The sequence below is a fragment of the Legionella wadsworthii DSM 21896 = ATCC 33877 genome, from assembly GCF_000701265.1.
Lineage (GTDB): Bacteria > Pseudomonadota > Gammaproteobacteria > Legionellales > Legionellaceae > Legionella > Legionella wadsworthii.
The window spans coordinates 39,602-57,306 of the sequence record NZ_KL370759.1; the positions used below are offsets into that span (position 1 = coordinate 39,602).

The window sequence follows — 17,705 nt, forward strand, 5'->3', positions numbered from 1 at the left end:
GACTAGATATCCTATTTTTTTTGAAAATGCAGAATTTGCCCTGCATAGGAGAGGCCTCCTCCCACACTGAACATCAGTATTTTCCCAGATCGGTGAAACATTTTTTCTTCAACTGCTCTAGCCAGGGAATAGAGAATGGAAGCGCCGCCAATATTTCCAATCTGGTCGGAATCCCAAATAACTTCTTTATTGCTCAACCGGTTTTCCTGGAGAACCTGCATCATCAATTTACGATTCACCTGATGGGGGATAATCCAGGTAATCTCATCACGGTCTTCTATCGTGGGTAGTAAATGAGTCAATATCTGCTGATATTTGGCATAAGCGAGTTCTTTCATGAGTGTTTCATCACCAATCAAGTGATACCCTATAGTGTCAATTTGTTCTTTGGTGGGCGGAAAAACACCTTGTGTGGTGAAAGCTTCTACATATTTCCCATCCGTTGAAAATAAGGTTTTTTCTACTGTGAAAGAACCTGTTTCTTTTTTTTCCAGGAAGAGGGCTGCTGCCCCATCTGCCAAGCCAATCCATGTTTTTTCGTTTTCAGGATCTATGACTTTGGATAAGGTCTCAGCGCAACTGACAAGAATATTGCGGTATCCTAAAGCCATTAATGCATAGGCAAGATGAAGCGTTGCTAGAGAAGTGGAACATCCCGTTTTTAAATCATAAGCAGGGGCTTCGATTCCCAAACTGCCAAGAACCGCAGCAGCCTGCGATCCTGTAAAGCGCTTGTTCGTAGTGGAGCCTAATAAAAAAGCATCTATTTTATGGTGGGAAATTTTTTTAATGAGTTGTTCCACTGCCTCTGTTGCTAATGATTCTGCTGTTGAATTTCTTGATTGATTAAGACATTCCCAAGGTTTATGGCACCAATATCTGGAATAAAAACCAAATTCTTCACCAATTTTTTCTGCAAATTTCTCTAAAAAAGATAAAGGGTAATTCGATGTTCTTGGGAAATTTTGTAAAATTTCCAAATTGGTCACGGGAGGGGAATCAGGAAGAACTCGTGCTGCAGCATGGATGTCAAAACGAATGTTGGGATGTAAAATGTCCATACAACTACCTTTTTTATACTCTTTTTATTCAAAGTATGTGATTGGAAGAAGTGCCTATTATAACCATTTTTAAAGAAGAAAATTGACCCTAGTAACTACGAAGTGTATATTTTATGTAAATTTATTAAAAAAATGAGTAACCAATGTCTTCATCGTCTGTTGATAAAACCACGATGAAATGGATAGAAAATTTTGTTGATAAACACAGTTTTCTTCCTTTACTTTCCGATCAAATGATTCAGCAACCTCTTTTACAATACGGGGCTGAAGTCATCACGGGTTTAGCTAAGGTCAACAACAGGCCCGTTGCGGTCTATGCCCATGATAATTCGGTGAATCGCGGCTATATTACGAGCTATGGAGCAAAAAAAATTATCCGGCTTATGGATCGGGCAAAAGACTTACGTATACCCATTATTGCATTTTTAGCGTCCCCAGGTATTTCTTTAGAAGAAAATTTGCTAAGTGGCGATGAATATACCCATATTATTACTCGTAACATTATGTTGTCTGGCATGATTCCGCAATTCGCTGTTCTAATGGCACCCACCTTGGGAGCACCTGCTTATTCTGCAGTATTGATGGATTTGCTTTTTTTTAACAAGCATCGGAGTTATTTGATGGTTACGAGTCCTATGGTGGTGCAGCAGGCCATAGGTGAAAAAGTCAGTATGGGTGAATTAGGCGGTTCTTCCATGCATGCAAGCATTACCGGTATCGCTGATTTTGTGGATGACAGTATTAGTGCGCAAATGAATCATGTCAAAGCCATGCTTCAATTTTTTCCCTCACATCATGAGGAATGCCCACCAATTCATCAGGTTTTAGAACCTTCCCAACCATTACCCGCTATTCCTTCTGATCCAAGGATTCCTTTTAATATGCTGGATCTTGTCCAAGCCATTGTAGACAACTCGGAGGTATGGCAATACAAAAGCATGTATGGCCAAGCCATGATCTGCGCTTTTGTACGCATTCATGGGCATGCACTAGGTATTATTGCAAACCAGAGCATTCGCTTTAGTGGCGCCATTGATTCAGATGCAGCTCAGAAATCCGCTAAATTTATTCGAATATGTGATGCGTATCGTATTCCTGTACTCACATTAATTGATGTTCCAGGATTTATGCCCGGTAAACGAGAGGAGCAGAAAGGATTATTACAGCACGGTGCCCGATTATGCAGTGCAATGCAAACACGGGTACCGAGAATGAGCGTGATTGTGCGGAAATGTTACGGGGCAGCAGCATTTCTGATGATGCAAACCTCATCCCAAAAGGGGGATTTGGTGTTGGCTTTGGAAACGGCCACTTTGGGGGTTATGGGCAAAGAAGCGACCCAAAAAGTCAAAAAAAATGATAGGAAAGATGCTGGAGAGGAGAAACGCCAAATCACCGATTTATCATCCATAGACCCTTCTTTGATGGAGGCTTATGCATCTGGTTTAATTGATGAAATAATTACTCCGCAGCAAATACGCGGTCGATTAGCTCAGCATATGGAGTTTTTATATCGAAAACTAAATAATTCGACGAAAGTCCACCGCTCTCTTATCGAGTGAAGAAATTTATGGCTTCTTATCTTGATTTACAGCAATTAATTCATTCATTCGAAGACCATTTAGGAAATCCTGCCGATCAAAAAAATCTGATAAATTTTCAAGAAAGCTTACGCTTCGATGAACAAGAGGCGCTTGCTTGGCCACAAATTCAGATGATTCAGCAATGGGGCTTTATGGAGCATTTAATACCAAAGTCTCTTGATGGACACTTTATATCACTCGATAGCGCTTATTTATTAGTGAAGTCTATGAGTAGGCGTGATTTAACCCTCGGCATTGCCTTAGGATTGCCCTTTCTCGGCGCTTTGCCAATTTGGATAGCAGGTAACGAAAGTCAGAAAAAAGATTTGGCTGCATCCCTTCGACGTGGGGAGATTATAGCTTGCGCTTTAACTGAAGAAGAGCATGGCTCCGACCTTATGGCAAATGAGGTGTTTGCAAAACCTTGCAAGTCAGGTTGGAAATTATCTGGAAGAAAATGGTGCATTAATTTTGCTACCCAAGGGCATCGAGTGACGATTCTTTGCCGTACTCATGAGCGAGGAGGGCCTTTAGGTTTTTCCCTCTTCTCTTTAGATAAATCGAAAATTGAATCGGGTTTTATGCCCCTACCCAAACTTCCAACTCATGGTGTTAAAGGGCTAGATATCAGTGGTTTTACTTTGGATAAAGTTTTTTTACCTCAAAATGCATTAATTGGTCATGAAAAACGTGGATTAGAAATTATTTATAAAACTTTGCAGGTGTCACGAACTTTATGCGCTTCCTTTTCAGTAGGTGCTGCAGACACTGCTTTGAGGTTCGCACTGGATTTTTCTAAAAAAAGGCAACTGTATGGTCATTCTGCCTATGAAATCCCTGTTGTCAGACAGCGCCTTGGAGAACAGTTTATCCTATTACTCATTGCCGATTGTACCGCTTTGAGCGTTGCGCGTGCGGCTTCTGTCAATCCCGAAAAATTATCCTTCTGGTCTGCGATTATTAAATTTCTCGTTCCTAAAATATCAGAACGTGTGGTCAATGAATGTGGCGTAATATTGGGGGCGCGCTCTTATTTACGCACCACAGAATGGGCCATATTCGAAAAAATAAGGCGTGATATTCCAGTAGTAGGTTTATTCGACGGCAGTAGCGAAGTCAATTTATCGGTAATTGCAGGCAGCCTCTTACCTCAAGCAAAGATGAGAGGGAGTGGTCTTGCAAGTAATTCACAAAAATTAGAATCTATTTTTAATCTTAACTGTGTTTCCCCAGAATTTCTTATGACAGGTTTAGGATTATTCACACAAACTGAAGATGATATTGTAGCTGGCTTATCTGCTTTAAAATCGAAGAAAATAGAGTCATTAGTTCAGGCAGTTTGTACTGAATTAAATCGCTTGGATGCACAAGTATTAAGTTTGCATCAAGACAAACAATTCGATCCACGCAGTCTTACAGCATTTCGCCTTGCAGAAGACTATTGCTGGATTTTCGCTGCAAGCTGCTGCCTGCATTTTTGGTATCATAATGAAGAAATGTTGCGCAAGGAATCCCTGCGATTAGATTGGCTTCATTTTACAATTCAACTGGTGCTTAAACAATTAAACCCAAATAGGCCTCATGCAACCCACCTATTTGATTCTATGGCAGAACTCTTGGTCCAGTTTTATTCAGGACATAAAATGTTTTCTGTGGTTCCTATTAAAATACCCCAATAAAGTGCCTCGCTAATTTCGACGTTTGGGGTTATTATTGCGGTTTGCATTCATTTGGCTCGTTATGAGAATGAATTTGAAAAGAATATTAATTGCAGCGATGAATCGAAAAAGATATCGGTCATTTATTCACGATACCGAAAATCCTGATCTTGCTCGAGAACGACTATGGCAACATGAAATTTTACCTCTTTTAAAACAATCCTCATACTGGTCCTCTAAGCTACAAAACAATTTGAATGAATTTCCAATTACAACGTATGAGGATTATGAAAAGGAACTTGTAACGGCACAACACAGTTTGATCCAACCATTCAATGGAGAAAAATTAATATTTTGGTCTGAGACTTCAGGAACAGCTGGCGCTCGCAAATTTTTTCCGATAACCGCCTCTTTCCAGAAGCAGTTTCAGCGTACAATGCCGCCCTATATTTATTCTCTAACACAGCGCCATCCACAATTATTCAAAGAAAAAATTCTGTATTTGGTTGCTTTAGATGCTCATCGTCATTCCCCAGCGGGCATCCCTTCGGGATGGATTAGTCACTTTAATTACCGCAATCTACCCCCTTTTATTAAACGTTTTTATGCCATGCCGGATGAACTGTTTGATAATATGGAAAACTACAAGCAATGGTCCGCTTTGTATGCTTTGGCCACTGATCTGAGTGCACTATTTGCAGTGACTCCTATGGTTATCCATAGTTTATTTGAAAAATGCCTTAAAAATTTCAAAATTTATTTACCTTTTTTACTGGGCGAGAAGAATGTACCAGCCCATTTACCCCAATTAAAAATCACGAAAAAGCGTCAAGCATATCTGCGGCAATTAGCACAAAGTAATCCCCGTTTTTTTAAAGAATTTTGGCCCTCCTTGAATGTGGTGGGATGCTGGATCTCCGGTTTATGTGAATTTCCCGCCGAACAATTGCAGAAGTCATTAGGCAGCGGAATTGAAATGGTGGATGGTACTTTTTCTGCTACTGAAGGATGGCTCACCGTACCTATGGATAACAAACCGGGAGGTTTTTTGCATCCGGGGGCACATATTGTAGAATTCATTGAGGAAGGGAAAAGCATCAAACCCGAAAATCTTTTGCAATCCTGGGAAATTGAAAAGGGGAAAAAATATGAGGTTTTCTTAACCACAGCGATGGGGTTTGTGCGATACCAATTAAAAGATGTTGTGGCATGTACTGGTTTTTTAAATAAAGCACCAAGGCTTGAGTTTTGTTACAAAACCCAGATGATTATATTAGAAGGTTGTTCGGTATCAAGCCAAGAGTTGCAAGACATGTTGCAGGAGATATCTTTTGAAATGGCTCCTTATTGGTACTTTGCCCGTAATGGGTTGGGGAATAGACTTGTTTTAGTCACGGATGATGCAACTCAAATATCCGAATCAGCTCTGATACACATGCACCAGTATTTAGTGCAGGTGAATGAGAATTATGCTCTTGGTGCGAAAAATGAAGAGATTCTACCTATTGTTTTATTACAATTGCCCCTACAGGAATTGGTAGCAGACAATCATGCCCAAACAAAACCTAAATTAATTTCGAAACAAGTCATAACTTACAAATAATTCTTTAAGGATGTCCGCCAATTATCGTAACTTTTACTCTACCCAAGGCAATATAATGACAAACAAAAAAAAATACAAAAGCAAAAAAACGCCATCAAAAAAAGAGTTATCACCGGCTCTGCTTTTGACGACAGATTTACTCTCGGTTTTTTTTAGTTTAATGCCTGGTGTGGCTGCTATTAGCTTAACAGGGTTATTTGTATTTCATGGATATGTCATTACTTGGCTGGTTTTACCATTAGCTCCATTTGTATTGTGTGCTACTTTTATCTTTATTATTGCAACCATTAGAATGTGTTTGCCTCAATTAAAACCAGGAAAATATAAACGGGAAATGAATAAGATGACCTTCGCATGGTTTTGTCATTTTGCTCTAACTCGTTCTGCTAAAATAACAGGCTTAATTCCCCTGATACAAACATTTAATATAACAAAATTCCTATACTGGCGTGCATTAGGTGCAAAAGTTTCTTTCCAGATAGTAAATTCATTTGATATCGATTTCGTCGATTGCCCTCTAATTACCATAGGAAAAAATGTCACCCTCGGAAGTGGTGTGTCAATTAGTTGTCACTCGGATGTGGGTAATTTACTTATTCTTGCTCCTGTCCTCATTGAGGATAATGTTTTTGTTGGTATGGCGACTGCGATTGGCCCTGCAACAACGATTAAAAAAGGATGCTGGATTGGTTATGGAAACACCTTTGTAAATCAGGTAGTAGAAGAAAATACACGTTTAGGGAATGTAAGGCCAACACCGGATATGGAATAATTAAATATTTTTCATTTTTTTTGAATTTTGCTTTACTTGAGCAATTGATAAATATTATGGTGTTATTTTAATGCCTGTTTTTGTAAAATAAATTTAATAATAAAAATAAAGAATTTATCTATCTACTATGCTGAGTAAAACAGAACTTTTCAAAAGATGGCGAGGAAGTTTATTTGATTCAGAGCAACATGTTCTGAAATCAGTTTTACTTATTTCAGATTATATTGATTCCGTAGAAGATATTGAGGATATTCAAACGCATTCGCAACAAAAATATAATGATTTTAATATTTATAAAGCCCGTGCATGGGGAACAGCGGCTTTTGTTAAGTTGATTATCGATGAAGCATTGGCTGTACTACCGGAGACTGCTAAAAAAGAGAGAGTTCTTTTAGCCGACTCGAGTAAGATTTTATCTTCTTTGTATCACAATTGGAAAGTCAATACCAAAGTCAATGTTCAAGGTTTAATTGAGAATATGGGAGAATTAATTTCTCTAGACAGCATTCCTTTCCCAGATAAAAAACAATTGAAACAATTTCTTTTTTCTTCCTACATGTTTTTACATATTGCCAAAATTGCCCTAAGTGAGATAGAGAATACCTGGAAGGCGCAATTAATTAATTATTTTGTTGATCTACAACAAATCAAAAACCAATTGGACTATTTTATGCAAAAAATAGAAGAAAAGATGGTCCATTTAAAACACGAACTGAGTCTTCAGAACAATAGAGCACCTGATCCCTTGCAAGCAGCAAAAGACCTCTTGTGTAAGCGATATGTGAAGGTATTGGGATTAAATTCATTACCTCTTAAAAAAAATCCACCCATCCAATCTGATGTGAGAAATATCGAGATCCGAAAAGGGTCAAGGTTTTATCCAACTGAAAAACCAATGAAAAACAATATCTTAGAAAATCTTACTTTGCTCGAAGAAGATATAGAACGAGTTTCTTCCGGTATTTTTAGCCTGATAAAACAAAGAAATAAAAAAGAAGAGCTAGAGTCAAAAATTGAAGCACTAAATACGCTTCTTGCTTCTGCTGAAGCAAATGACACCCGAATTACAGGAAGAAAATATTTTATCGATTTTATTGAGGACGGAGCAATTTCCCCTTTATTTCAAACTCTTTTAGAAAACGCCGAAGAACAGGCAAGAATACAGTTTCTAGAAAAAATAAAACACTTAAAAAGCATTGTTGAGGCGCCTCACCTTACTACAGAAGTACTCAATGGCGTAAGCTGGGTTACTACTCCTATTACTGTAGTTTACCGTACTGCGACACCTCAACTCTTGCAAAATATGATCACGACGACGCTACCATCTACCCTGGATGGTATTTGTAAAGAGGAGCTTAAAACTCTGGTAAACGCTTGTTTGCTGGCTCTTCATAACAAACTCAAAGAAAAAGAAAGCAGAATTGCCGCGATTAACAATCGTTTTTTTAATCAGGATGAAGAACTAAAAATTTATATGGTGAAAGAAAGTTCTGAAAAACTGGTTGAGCTACAGGAAGCGAACAATGCATTGAGAGAGGCAGTAATATCCAGTAGAAGATTACTTACCGCAATAAAAGAAAACTCGATATTTCTTCAGAACCTAAAAACATACAGTCACACTTTATCAGAATTTATTTTTTTACATAATAATTGGCTCGTAAAAATTAGTAATTATTTAGCCAGATTCTTTTCTTTTTTTAAAACGCAAACAGCTAAAATGATTGATGATGCTGCTGTTTGGAAAGATAAAGTAGATGCTCTCGCCACTGAATATCAGGCTGTTGTAGAACAAGGAATTCAAAAAATTGAGCATATCCCCCATTTGGATGCGACCATTAAAACACATATAAAAAATCAATTTAGAGTTGAAGAGCGAAAGTTGCGGCTAGAAAAACAAAATAATATTAACCCTCATAGCCGCTATGTCCGGTTGTTAATGAGTAAGTTACCTTCCTTGTTTGCGGCACATACTTCTTCGGATAAAGAAAAAAAAGTTGAAGTGGAACAAGAAGCTGAAAAAATGCCATTAAATATCTCTAATGCCATTTGTTAAGCAACTCCCCTAGCTCATCTCCTTTTCCTGTTGTAAAACAGTCCATATAAACTTCAATCATTCTCAAAGAAATAAAGAGCTTGCTTTTTGTAATCGTCATGTTTAAAGTTCGATCACCCTATCTAATTATGGAGGATTTAAATGTTGGGTTTTTTTAATACAGAAAATAGATGGCGTGCTGCAATGCAGGCTACCAATACTCTTATGCTCTTGATAACTGCTTCCAAAATCATTTCTGATCCGGAAACAGCTTGGGAAAATGGTTTTGAAATCGCATTGCTTGCCCTAAATATAGTTACTTTTAGTAAAAATGATAATGCCTTGATGAGTATAGGTAATGCTGCGCTTAATTTTACAGGGTTAGGTACTGCATATGCAGGGGCAACATCAGTCTGTGCTTCAACGTCACTTTTAGAGAATGCAGGAAATGCTTTGTTGCATCTCACCAATGCAGTGACAAGCATTTGCTATAATCATGAAGAAACAAACTCAGCGCAGCAATCAAGAGCAAATTCGATGTAAGTCAAAAAATCTACTATTCCCGTACATGCGGGAATAAATCATCTTATTCGAACATATTTGAAATTCGATTGCCTAAATATTTTTTATTCTAACCCACCACAGAGAGCAGAGTTTATAAGCTCAGAGGTAGATATTTCATTACATAAGAACCTTATTAGTAAGTTCACTATTTAAAGCCGTATCTGTTTGGTGTAGATGAGCTATCTTCTTTCCTGCTTTGATGTCTTCAACATGCGCCCAAGCTAAATTGGCCCTCTCGGCTACTATTGCTTGATTTACAGTATGAACAGCTTGTTTGAGGAATTTAAACACTGAATCGCTACTATTTAAAGATGAGTTGTCACAATAATCAGTAAAATGCATCACTAAAGCCATCATCCTTTCTCGTGGATTCTCATATTTACCCAGTATATTCAACCATATGGTTGCAATGGCTGCATATTCCCTACATAAAAACTCCCCATTGTCTTTTCTGTATAAATTTTGACATGATTGCCCTAAAAAGAAGTCTAACCCGGCCTCAAAATCATCAAGCAATTGAACAGGATCTATTGGCTTATTCAAAAAGGGATTGGAGACGGAAGGGGCATATAAGGAGGAAAGTAGAGAAAATTGACCTTTTTCTTTATCCAAGTCTAAGGAGGAACGAAATATACTGTTCCTTACTTTTGTATTCAATTGATTTGCAACGAGTTCCTGCTTCTCACCAATAAAGTCTTGAGTCTCAAAATCAAGAGTATAATTGTTATTTACCTTTTGACTACGCGCTACAAGAAATTGCAGAGCAGAGGACATAAAGAAAGCTAAAGGCGCTTTATGCTCATACTCAGCCAGCAATAAAGTGATATTGGCATAGCCTACATTGGAACCCAATGAAGCTGCTTTGAGATAATTGTTGAATGCTTTTGAGAAATCACCCTGCTTCTTATAGAAGTGCCCCAATTCCACATAAGCCAGAGCAAAGCCCAATTCTCCTGCCTTATTTAAATTTTCAATGATAATTTCGTTCTTGTTACTCAATGTACCTGATGAAAACAATTCGTGTAAAACAAGCATTGCTTTGCTGAAGTAGGAAATTGCTTCGTAGTAGTCTTCACGGGAATCCTCTTCGGCAAAATAATGTTTTGGAGGTGACAAGATGTTTTGCACCATTTGTAGTTGGAACGTGTTAATTTGTGATAAATTTTGCATAATCGAAGGTATAAACTGCTTCAATTGTGTTATTTTCTCCCTTTGCTCTATTAATATTTCCTGTTCTTCTTTGGTAATACCTTGATCCATGTAGTTCTCAATCAATTCTTGATATTCATCAAATAAATGATTAATTTTTTGAATGGCTGTATCATTTGACTGCTTCCCATTTTTACAAAGTAATAAAATGTTAATCATTTGTTGTGCCAAAGCACTGGCTTTATCATAAGCCTCACCAAGTTGAGGCGTTTTTTCTTGCTTCAAAAGGCGTTCCAGATTTTTTAAAGATTCCTTATATGGTTTTCCTTCTATATTTGAACTGTCTAATTGTTTCAGGGCCAATAAAGAATACAAATGATATAACCTAGGATCTGCAGGACTATGTGCTGTTTCTATATAATCAACAAACTCTTGGATTTTTCTTGATTTTTTTAGAGGATCTTCCCAGGACAACGCTTCATAATAATCTTCTATTAAATAATTGTTATAAAACTCGGGGGTAAAGGTATAGGTGGGGATGCTTCTCAAAATGTTCAATAAAGATTTAAATAATTGGGTACTCTCCATTTCAAGTGCCCCTTCACCACTGCGAATTTTTTTAGGTATTGCAGGAGATAAAGTATGAGCATCGCTTATCGTTAAAAGTTCATCCGCTATCTCTTCAATAGATTTATCTCTACAATCTAAATGGTAAATTCCTTGTTCATCTTTCCACGACGTTTGCATGGGTGGGGCTTTATCCAGCACGTGAGTGAGTGCTTTTTCACCGTAACTTAATCCGCTATAACAATGGACGCAAGAAATTTCTTGATTGAGTTGTTTTTTTAGTAACGGGAGTATCTTTTCCAGATGAGCTTGGCCCACAATGACAATAGAGGTATTTTCATTTGCTTGAGCCATTTTAATGATATGACTGGTCATCTTTTCATCTCTTTCGGGATCGGTCATGATTGCTTGCAAGTCGGTATGTCCTGGTAAACTCTGCAATACCTTATCAATCGCATAGAATTGCAACTTGAATTCCTTAAGTTGATAAAGCATATCCAGTTTGAGTTGCAGTTGATATACCTGTTGGATCATGAATTCGACTGCAGATAATTGGCTTTCAATTTGCAATGAATTTTTGTCGAAATTAAGTTTTGAAATGGCTTCCGAATATTCTTTAACTGATTTTTCTAAATGTTGTATTGTTTCATCAATTGTGGCTAAGTTCTCCGGAAGTTCGATACCTAAAGCAGATACTTTTGCTTCTGGATGTTCTATTAAATGTAAGGTGATGATCTCAGCAATTGAGTCAAGATGAGATTCGCCGATGATAATAAGTCTGCCCATAAAGGTTTAAAATAATTATCTATTGAATATAAAAAGATTAGTACAATTTTAATTATTGTTCATATTTTTGAGAAAACATATATTTTCTAATCAGTCCAAATCTGCTTATTTACTGGATTTTATCTATACCGCTATTGCCCTAATATGCCTTTAATCACCTATTATTTTTCATAAAACCTTATAAATGTATTAAATAGATACATTGCAATAAATTATTTTGGTCTATATTAAAAATACAGGATTTGAACAAATAAAAATAAGGACAAATCATGAGTGCTCTCCTGCTTTTGTTTTTAGCAGTAACTGCAAGTTATTTCCCGCAAGTGCCTGTGAGTATTCCCCAAACAAAAGAAATGAACCATGATGTGTACTTACTCAACCAAATAGCGCCCTTATCAGGGACAGAGCAAGTGAATGCATTTACATTAAATGAAATTAAATCCATGTTAATACAAGAAGCGCCTCATTTAAATCCACTTGTTATCAATAAAGCACTTACTACTTTAAAGTGCGCTACAGAATACAATGTGGATCATAATAATATTCTCACAATTATTGATTACTCATTGCCTTCGAATGAAAAACGCTTTTGGGTTTTTGATCTCAATACAAGAAAGTTACTGTTTCATACCTATGTATCACACGGAATCAAGTCCGGCGCTTTAATGACCAGCTATTTTTCTAATAAATTTAACAGCAAAGCCAGCAGCATTGGAGTCTATCAGACTAAGGAGGCCTATTATGGCCGAGATGGACTTTCATTGCGTTTGGATGGATTGGATAGAAGTTTTAATGATAACGCTTCAGGCAGGGCAGTCGTGATGCATTCTGGATGGTACGTTCAGGAAGATTTTATTAAAAAATATGGAAGGCCGGGTAGAAGCTGGGGTTGCCCCGCACTTCCGTTAGATCATTCAAATGAGATTATTAAAACCATAAAAGATAAATCGCTCTTAGTCATTTATTACCCTAGTGATGCATGGTTTACTAAATCCAAATTTTTAAATTGCGATAAAATTGCCACAACGCCATCAGACAATAAGATCACGCTACAAATACCTCCAACTGCTCCGGATGATCATCGTGATGCTATTTTATTTGTAGACAGAGGTTATAAAGGCAGCAAACACGCTGAGACAAAACCAGTTGCAGTGATTTCTGCAGATGCTTATCAACAAATTTTTCATACTCAAGCACCATTAACACGAATGCTGCGACGCCAGATTAATAACGCGGAGTACATAGCCCTTAATGCCAATGAATTGTTTTATATATCCAAAGTAACCCATTCCAATACAATTCCCGGGCAAATAGAGGGAATTGATGAGATACGTTTCGTTATCCCTACACTAAAAATGGTTCGAGGTGGTTATTGGGAAACGCAAATGCAATTTGTTGATCTAGGTAAAATTAAGGAAGTGAAATTAAATGGCGATACCATTAGAGACAATTCTCTTGCGAATAGTTTTACCATTTATTTTGAGGGGAAACCCGCAATTAATTTAAATCCGCATAATGAATTTATCCGTTGGGTAGGATTATAACTCTTTCATTTTATATGGAAACAGGCATATTCATATCACATGGTATGGGAGTTACACTGCTTCCTTTTCTTGATGATTTAAATCAGGATTAGAGTCATCAAGTTCAAGCCACATTGCATTTAAAATAGCAAAAAAACAAGCTAAGCCTGTACCTAAAATCCAAGAAAAATACCACATCATTGACTCCTAATAAGACGTATCAAGATTTTTTGTAATTGTCTCTTCTGTGATTTTACCTCGCAAAACGCGATAGACCCAGGCGGTATAAAGTAAAACGACAGGTAATAAAATAATAGTGGCCGCCAGCATAATAAATAAAGTCAATTGACTGGAAGAACTGTCCCAGACCAACAAACTCTGTTCTGGATGCGATGAGGAAGGAAGTATGAAGGGGAACATGCTAACTCCCACAGTGCCTATGATTCCGGCGACAAAAAGGGCGCTGGAAATAAAAGCAGTTTTTACGTGTTTTGCATTAATAATGCAGAAGAGGGATGCGAGAATACCCATTGCTGGGACACATAAGGTAACAGGTAGATTTCGATAATTTGTAAACCAGGCATCAGCTTGCTGGATCACAGTCTTATAATGTGGATTTGATGGACCATCATGAAGGACTACACCTGTCAAACTAAATCCATTAATACCATAATGGAGCCAGATTCCGGCGCTTATAAAGGTTAACAAACTCAGCAATGCGCAAATTTTTCCTGCTTTCCTGGCGCGGAGTTGAATCAATCCTGTTGTTTTTAGATTAAGAAAAAAAGCACCGTGCATGGCCAGCATGAGTAGAGACAATAAACCACAAAGAAGTGCAAAAGGATTTAACAAATCCAAAAAGCTCCCTGTGTAAAATGGTCGTAAATAGTCATCAAAATAAAAAGGGACGCCTTGTAAAACATTACCCAAAGCTACCCCAAATATAAGTGCAGGTACAAAACCACCGACAAATAAAGCGTAGTCCCAACAAGAACGCCATTTTGGGTTCAATAATTTTGATCGATATTTAAAGCCTACAGGACGTAAAATAAGAGCCAGCAAAACCAGGAGCATCGCATAATAAAAACCAGAGAAAGAGAGGGCATATAAAGCTGGCCAAGCAGCAAAAATAGCCCCCCCTCCAAGAATAAACCAAACTTGATTTCCTTCCCATGTGGCGCCAATGCTATTAATTAGAACACGCCTTTCGATATCTGTTTTTGCAATCCACGGTAGCCACATGGCCACACCTAAATCAAATCCATCCATAATAGCAAAGCCAATGAGTAATACACCCAGCAGGAGCCACCAAATGATTCTTAATGTTTCATAATCTAAAGGCATACCAATCTCCTAATGAGTTAAATTATCAGGACCAAGACGAATGTATTTTACCATTAAGAAAATTTCCACTATGGCAAGTATTGTATAAAAGAGAATAAAACCAGTGATGGATGTAAGTACTTGAGTCGTACTTAAACTCGATGTGGCCATTGCTGTAGGTAAGATATCCTGTACTACCCAAGGTTGGCGGCCGTATTCTGCTACAACCCAACCCAATTCAGCAGCGATCCAGGGGAGGGGTAGGGCGTAAAAAGCCATACGCAAATACCAACGTGTCGTATGTAGTTTACGTTTCATTGATAAATAGAAACCCGTTGCAAATAGAAGAATAAAGTAGAAGCCGCAAGCAACCATGATCCGGAAGGAGAAAAATAAAGGAGTAACACGAGGTTTTAGATCATGAGCTGCTTGATTGATTTGATCTTCTGTTGCATCAATGACTTTTTCTGTATATTTTTTCAAGAGTAAACCGTAGCCTAAATATTTGCTGTGTGCTTTAAAATCGACTTTTGCTTGAGCATCTTGAGGATCTCTTTGTAGTCTGGTTAGGGCTTCGTAAGCAAGCATTCCCTCCTTAATCCGCTCCTTACCTTGATCAATTAACTCGGAAATACCCTGTAAGGGTTGAGTAAAAGTACGAGTTGCGATTAAACCTAATACGTAAGGGATATTGATTGCATAATCCGTTTTCATGGTTTGTTCATTGGGGATACCAAACACTGTGAGACCAGCAGGGGCTTTCTCGGTATGCCACATTGCTTCAATAACAGCGAATTTCATTTTTTGATTTTCATTATCTAGATGGCCGCTCTCATCACCCAGGACCACGACAGCCAGAGCCGATGCAAGGCCAAAGCTTGCTGCTACGGTCATGGAGCGTTTTGCAAACTGGATATTTCTTCCACGTAATAAAAAGTAGGCGCTAATTGATAAAACAAAAATGGAACCTGTAACATACCCAGCGCTAATTGTATGAACAAATTTAGCTTGGGCAACTGGATTAAACATGACAGCAACAAAATCAGTTACTTCCATGCGCATGGTTTGAAAATTAAATTCGGCACCTACAGGGTTTTGCATCCAACCATTCGCAATTAAAATCCATAATGCAGAAAGATTAGTACCTAAAGCAAGCAGCCAAGTACAAAACATATGTTTCACACGGGATAATTTGTCCCATCCGAAAAAAAATAAACCCACAAAAGTAGCTTCTAAAAAGAAAGCCATAAGTCCTTCAATGGCTAATGGGGCACCAAATACATCGCCAACATAATGAGAGTAATAAGCCCAATTGGTGCCAAATTGAAACTCCATAGTCAGGCCGGTAGCTACTCCTAAAACAAAATTAATTCCGAAAAGAATTCCCCAATACTTAACCATCTGGCGCCAGATATCCCGACCTGTCATCACATAGATTGTCTCCATAATGGCAAGAATGAGGGATAAACCTAAAGTGAGGGGAACAAAAAGAAAATGGTAAAGCGCTGTTAGAGCAAATTGTAAACGGGAAAGATCAACGAGATCACTGCCAGGAATCATTGCCTACCTCACTTGTCAAATACTGTCAGATAAAATCCTTACCAAATATTTCCATGTTATTGCTTAGTAAATACTATGGATTTCCTTAGTTCCATTTTCCTTAGGAAAAAGATATTCTTCTTTTTGAATCGCACCTAATAGCCATTGTTCATTGGTCTGGTGGGATTTTTCTACATTTTTAAAGCATAAAAACCATAATAATATCAACAAGCTGAATTTGATACTCACAGTGATTAGAATATCACGAGTTAATGGCTTGATCATGTAAGTTAACTCTCATTTCATTTATCCACCATTCCATATTTTAAAGATTGAGCAATAACGGATGCTTTTTGGATCATCTCAACAGCTACGTCTGATGGCAAGTATTTCATTGATTCTTCTTGGAATAAGCTTAGCCAACGATCGAAATGTTTCGTTTCCAATTGCGTGAATTGCTTCAGTAGCACATGTTTTTGATAGGCATTACCGTGATATTCATTGGTTTTCAACATGATACTGTTCCAAAATTTACAAAGGAGGGGAATATGCTCATCCCAATTTACTTGGGCTACTTCGTTAAAGATTGGACCAAGCAGATCATCTTTTTGTATTTTTTGATAAAAATGTGTGACAAGATTTTCGATATGTATTTTATTCAGCTCAGTCATACTGCTACTCGCTGAGAATCAAACTGGCCAGATCTTAATAAAGTTTCATTTCAAATACAACTTTAAATGAAAATTTATTTTTATGCTCCTTTTCATTAATTAGCTCAAATAGGTGCTAGACACTTACTGTGTTTTTCGTCTTGGGCGTTATACAGGTCAAATCCTACAAATGAACTGAAAATGTATCATTTCTTTTTATTTGATGTATTCAAATGCAAAATTTTATTCTTGCGCAATAAGAAAAAGATGCGATTTAGATGATTATTTTATTATTTTTCCTGTTATTGCCACGCAAAAAAATGACTCAAGTGAGCACGTTCCAAGTAGTTAAATATTGAGCAGACATGTTATTATTGAGGCTTATTTAAGCTATAATTAGTGTATAAAACTGAGTAAATATAGGAAGTAATTATGAGCAGAAATATGATTAAAATCATGCGCACTACATTTTTTGCTCTGGGTCTATTTATGGCCGGAATGAGCTTTGCGTATGCCGGTTGGCATGGCGGTGGCCATCATGGCGGTTGGCATGGCGGTGGTTGGCATGGCTGGCATGGTGGTGGTTGGCACGGCGGTGGATGGCATGGCAATGGCTGGGGTGGCTTTGGACTCGGTGTAGGTACTGGTTTATTAATTGGGGCTCCTCTGCTTTATAATAATAATTATTATGACAATTATTATTATCCCTCTTGTCAGACGGTACGCGTATGTAATCGATATGGGCATTGCTGGTTACAAGAATCCTGCTATTAATAAAATAATCATACTATTTTAAACCCACTTACTCGTGTGGGTTTTTTTATTATATGTGCAAAAACTACCCTATGGACGACATGTTGCTCTCAGGGATGTCGCCTACTGCCCCTTGCTACTC

15 protein-coding genes are annotated in these 17,705 nt (G+C 37.6%); 8 read left to right on the forward strand and 7 right to left on the reverse strand.

Annotated features, from left to right (window positions below; genetic code table 11):
- Nucleotides 1-11 precede the first annotated feature (11 nt).
- Entirely contained in the window at nt 12-1,061 is a 1,050-nt protein-coding gene (locus BU07_RS0106220) for a 3-oxoacyl-ACP synthase III family protein (RefSeq protein ID WP_031564312.1), read from the reverse strand.
- 143 nt (nt 1,062-1,204) lie between these two features.
- On the opposite strand from BU07_RS0106220, the gene BU07_RS0106225 reads away from it, so the two are divergent.
- The 6 genes from BU07_RS0106225 to BU07_RS0106250 all read left to right on the forward strand — a co-directional run bounded on the left by BU07_RS0106225 (nt 1,205) and on the right by BU07_RS0106250 (nt 9,252).
- Nucleotides 1,205-2,623, forward strand: a complete 1,419-nt coding sequence (locus BU07_RS0106225; protein WP_031564316.1) for an acyl-CoA carboxylase subunit beta — start codon at nt 1,205-1,207, stop codon at nt 2,621-2,623.
- Nucleotides 2,624-2,631: 8 nt separating this feature from the next.
- The gene (locus BU07_RS0106230) at nt 2,632-4,323 is read left to right on the forward strand and encodes an acyl-CoA dehydrogenase family protein (RefSeq protein WP_031564318.1); all 1,692 of its coding nucleotides are present in this window, start codon (nt 2,632-2,634) and stop codon (nt 4,321-4,323) included.
- A 67-nt stretch (nt 4,324-4,390) separates the two neighbouring features.
- The gene (locus BU07_RS0106235; RefSeq protein WP_031564320.1) at nt 4,391-5,905 is read left to right on the forward strand and encodes a GH3 family acyl-acid amido synthetase; all 1,515 of its coding nucleotides are present in this window, start codon (nt 4,391-4,393) and stop codon (nt 5,903-5,905) included.
- 55 nt (nt 5,906-5,960) lie between these two features.
- Nucleotides 5,961-6,677, forward strand: coding sequence for a hypothetical protein (locus BU07_RS0106240; RefSeq protein WP_031564322.1), 717 nt, complete (start codon nt 5,961-5,963; stop codon nt 6,675-6,677).
- 127 nt (nt 6,678-6,804) lie between these two features.
- Nucleotides 6,805-8,730: a hypothetical protein gene (locus BU07_RS0106245; protein ID WP_031564324.1), complete on the forward strand. Its 1,926-nt coding sequence runs from the start codon at nt 6,805-6,807 to the stop codon at nt 8,728-8,730.
- Nucleotides 8,731-8,871: 141 nt separating this feature from the next.
- On the forward strand, nt 8,872-9,252 hold the full coding sequence (locus BU07_RS0106250; RefSeq protein WP_031564326.1) for a hypothetical protein: 381 nt from the start codon (nt 8,872-8,874) through the stop codon (nt 9,250-9,252).
- Nucleotides 9,253-9,390: 138 nt separating this feature from the next.
- On the opposite strand, the gene BU07_RS0106255 is transcribed toward BU07_RS0106250, so the two are convergent.
- Nucleotides 9,391-11,775 (reverse strand): SEL1-like repeat protein, encoded by a 2,385-nt coding sequence (locus tag BU07_RS0106255; protein WP_031564327.1) that lies wholly within the window; start codon nt 11,773-11,775, stop codon nt 9,391-9,393.
- Between the two features lie 269 nt (nt 11,776-12,044).
- Here BU07_RS0106255 and BU07_RS0106265 point away from each other — a divergent pair, with 269 nt between their 5' ends.
- On the forward strand, nt 12,045-13,319 hold the full coding sequence (locus tag BU07_RS0106265; protein ID WP_031564329.1) for a murein L,D-transpeptidase catalytic domain family protein: 1,275 nt from the start codon (nt 12,045-12,047) through the stop codon (nt 13,317-13,319).
- 51 nt (nt 13,320-13,370) lie between these two features.
- On the opposite strand, the gene cydX is transcribed toward BU07_RS0106265, so the two are convergent.
- The 5 genes from cydX to BU07_RS0106290 form a co-directional block, all read right to left on the reverse strand.
- Nucleotides 13,371-13,499, reverse strand: a complete 129-nt coding sequence (gene cydX / locus BU07_RS17210; protein WP_207384415.1) for a cytochrome bd-I oxidase subunit CydX — start codon at nt 13,497-13,499, stop codon at nt 13,371-13,373.
- A gap of 6 nt (nt 13,500-13,505) precedes the next feature.
- Entirely contained in the window at nt 13,506-14,642 is a 1,137-nt protein-coding gene (gene cydB / locus BU07_RS0106275; RefSeq protein ID WP_031564334.1) for a cytochrome d ubiquinol oxidase subunit II, read from the reverse strand.
- A 9-nt stretch (nt 14,643-14,651) separates the two neighbouring features.
- Entirely contained in the window at nt 14,652-16,181 is a 1,530-nt protein-coding gene (locus tag BU07_RS0106280; RefSeq protein WP_031564337.1) for a cytochrome ubiquinol oxidase subunit I, read from the reverse strand.
- Between the two features lie 63 nt (nt 16,182-16,244).
- Nucleotides 16,245-16,445: a cytochrome oxidase putative small subunit CydP gene (gene cydP, locus BU07_RS0106285; RefSeq protein ID WP_031564339.1), complete on the reverse strand. Its 201-nt coding sequence runs from the start codon at nt 16,443-16,445 to the stop codon at nt 16,245-16,247.
- A gap of 17 nt (nt 16,446-16,462) precedes the next feature.
- Nucleotides 16,463-16,831 carry a group III truncated hemoglobin gene (locus BU07_RS0106290; RefSeq protein ID WP_031564341.1) on the reverse strand — a complete coding sequence of 123 codons (369 nt, stop codon included), beginning with the start codon at nt 16,829-16,831 and terminating at the stop codon, nt 16,463-16,465.
- 411 nt (nt 16,832-17,242) lie between these two features.
- Here BU07_RS0106290 and BU07_RS0106295 point away from each other — a divergent pair, with 411 nt between their 5' ends.
- Nucleotides 17,243-17,584 carry a hypothetical protein gene (locus BU07_RS0106295; RefSeq protein ID WP_031564343.1) on the forward strand — a complete coding sequence of 114 codons (342 nt, stop codon included), beginning with the start codon at nt 17,243-17,245 and terminating at the stop codon, nt 17,582-17,584.
- The last annotated feature ends 121 nt before the right edge of the window (nt 17,585-17,705 follow it).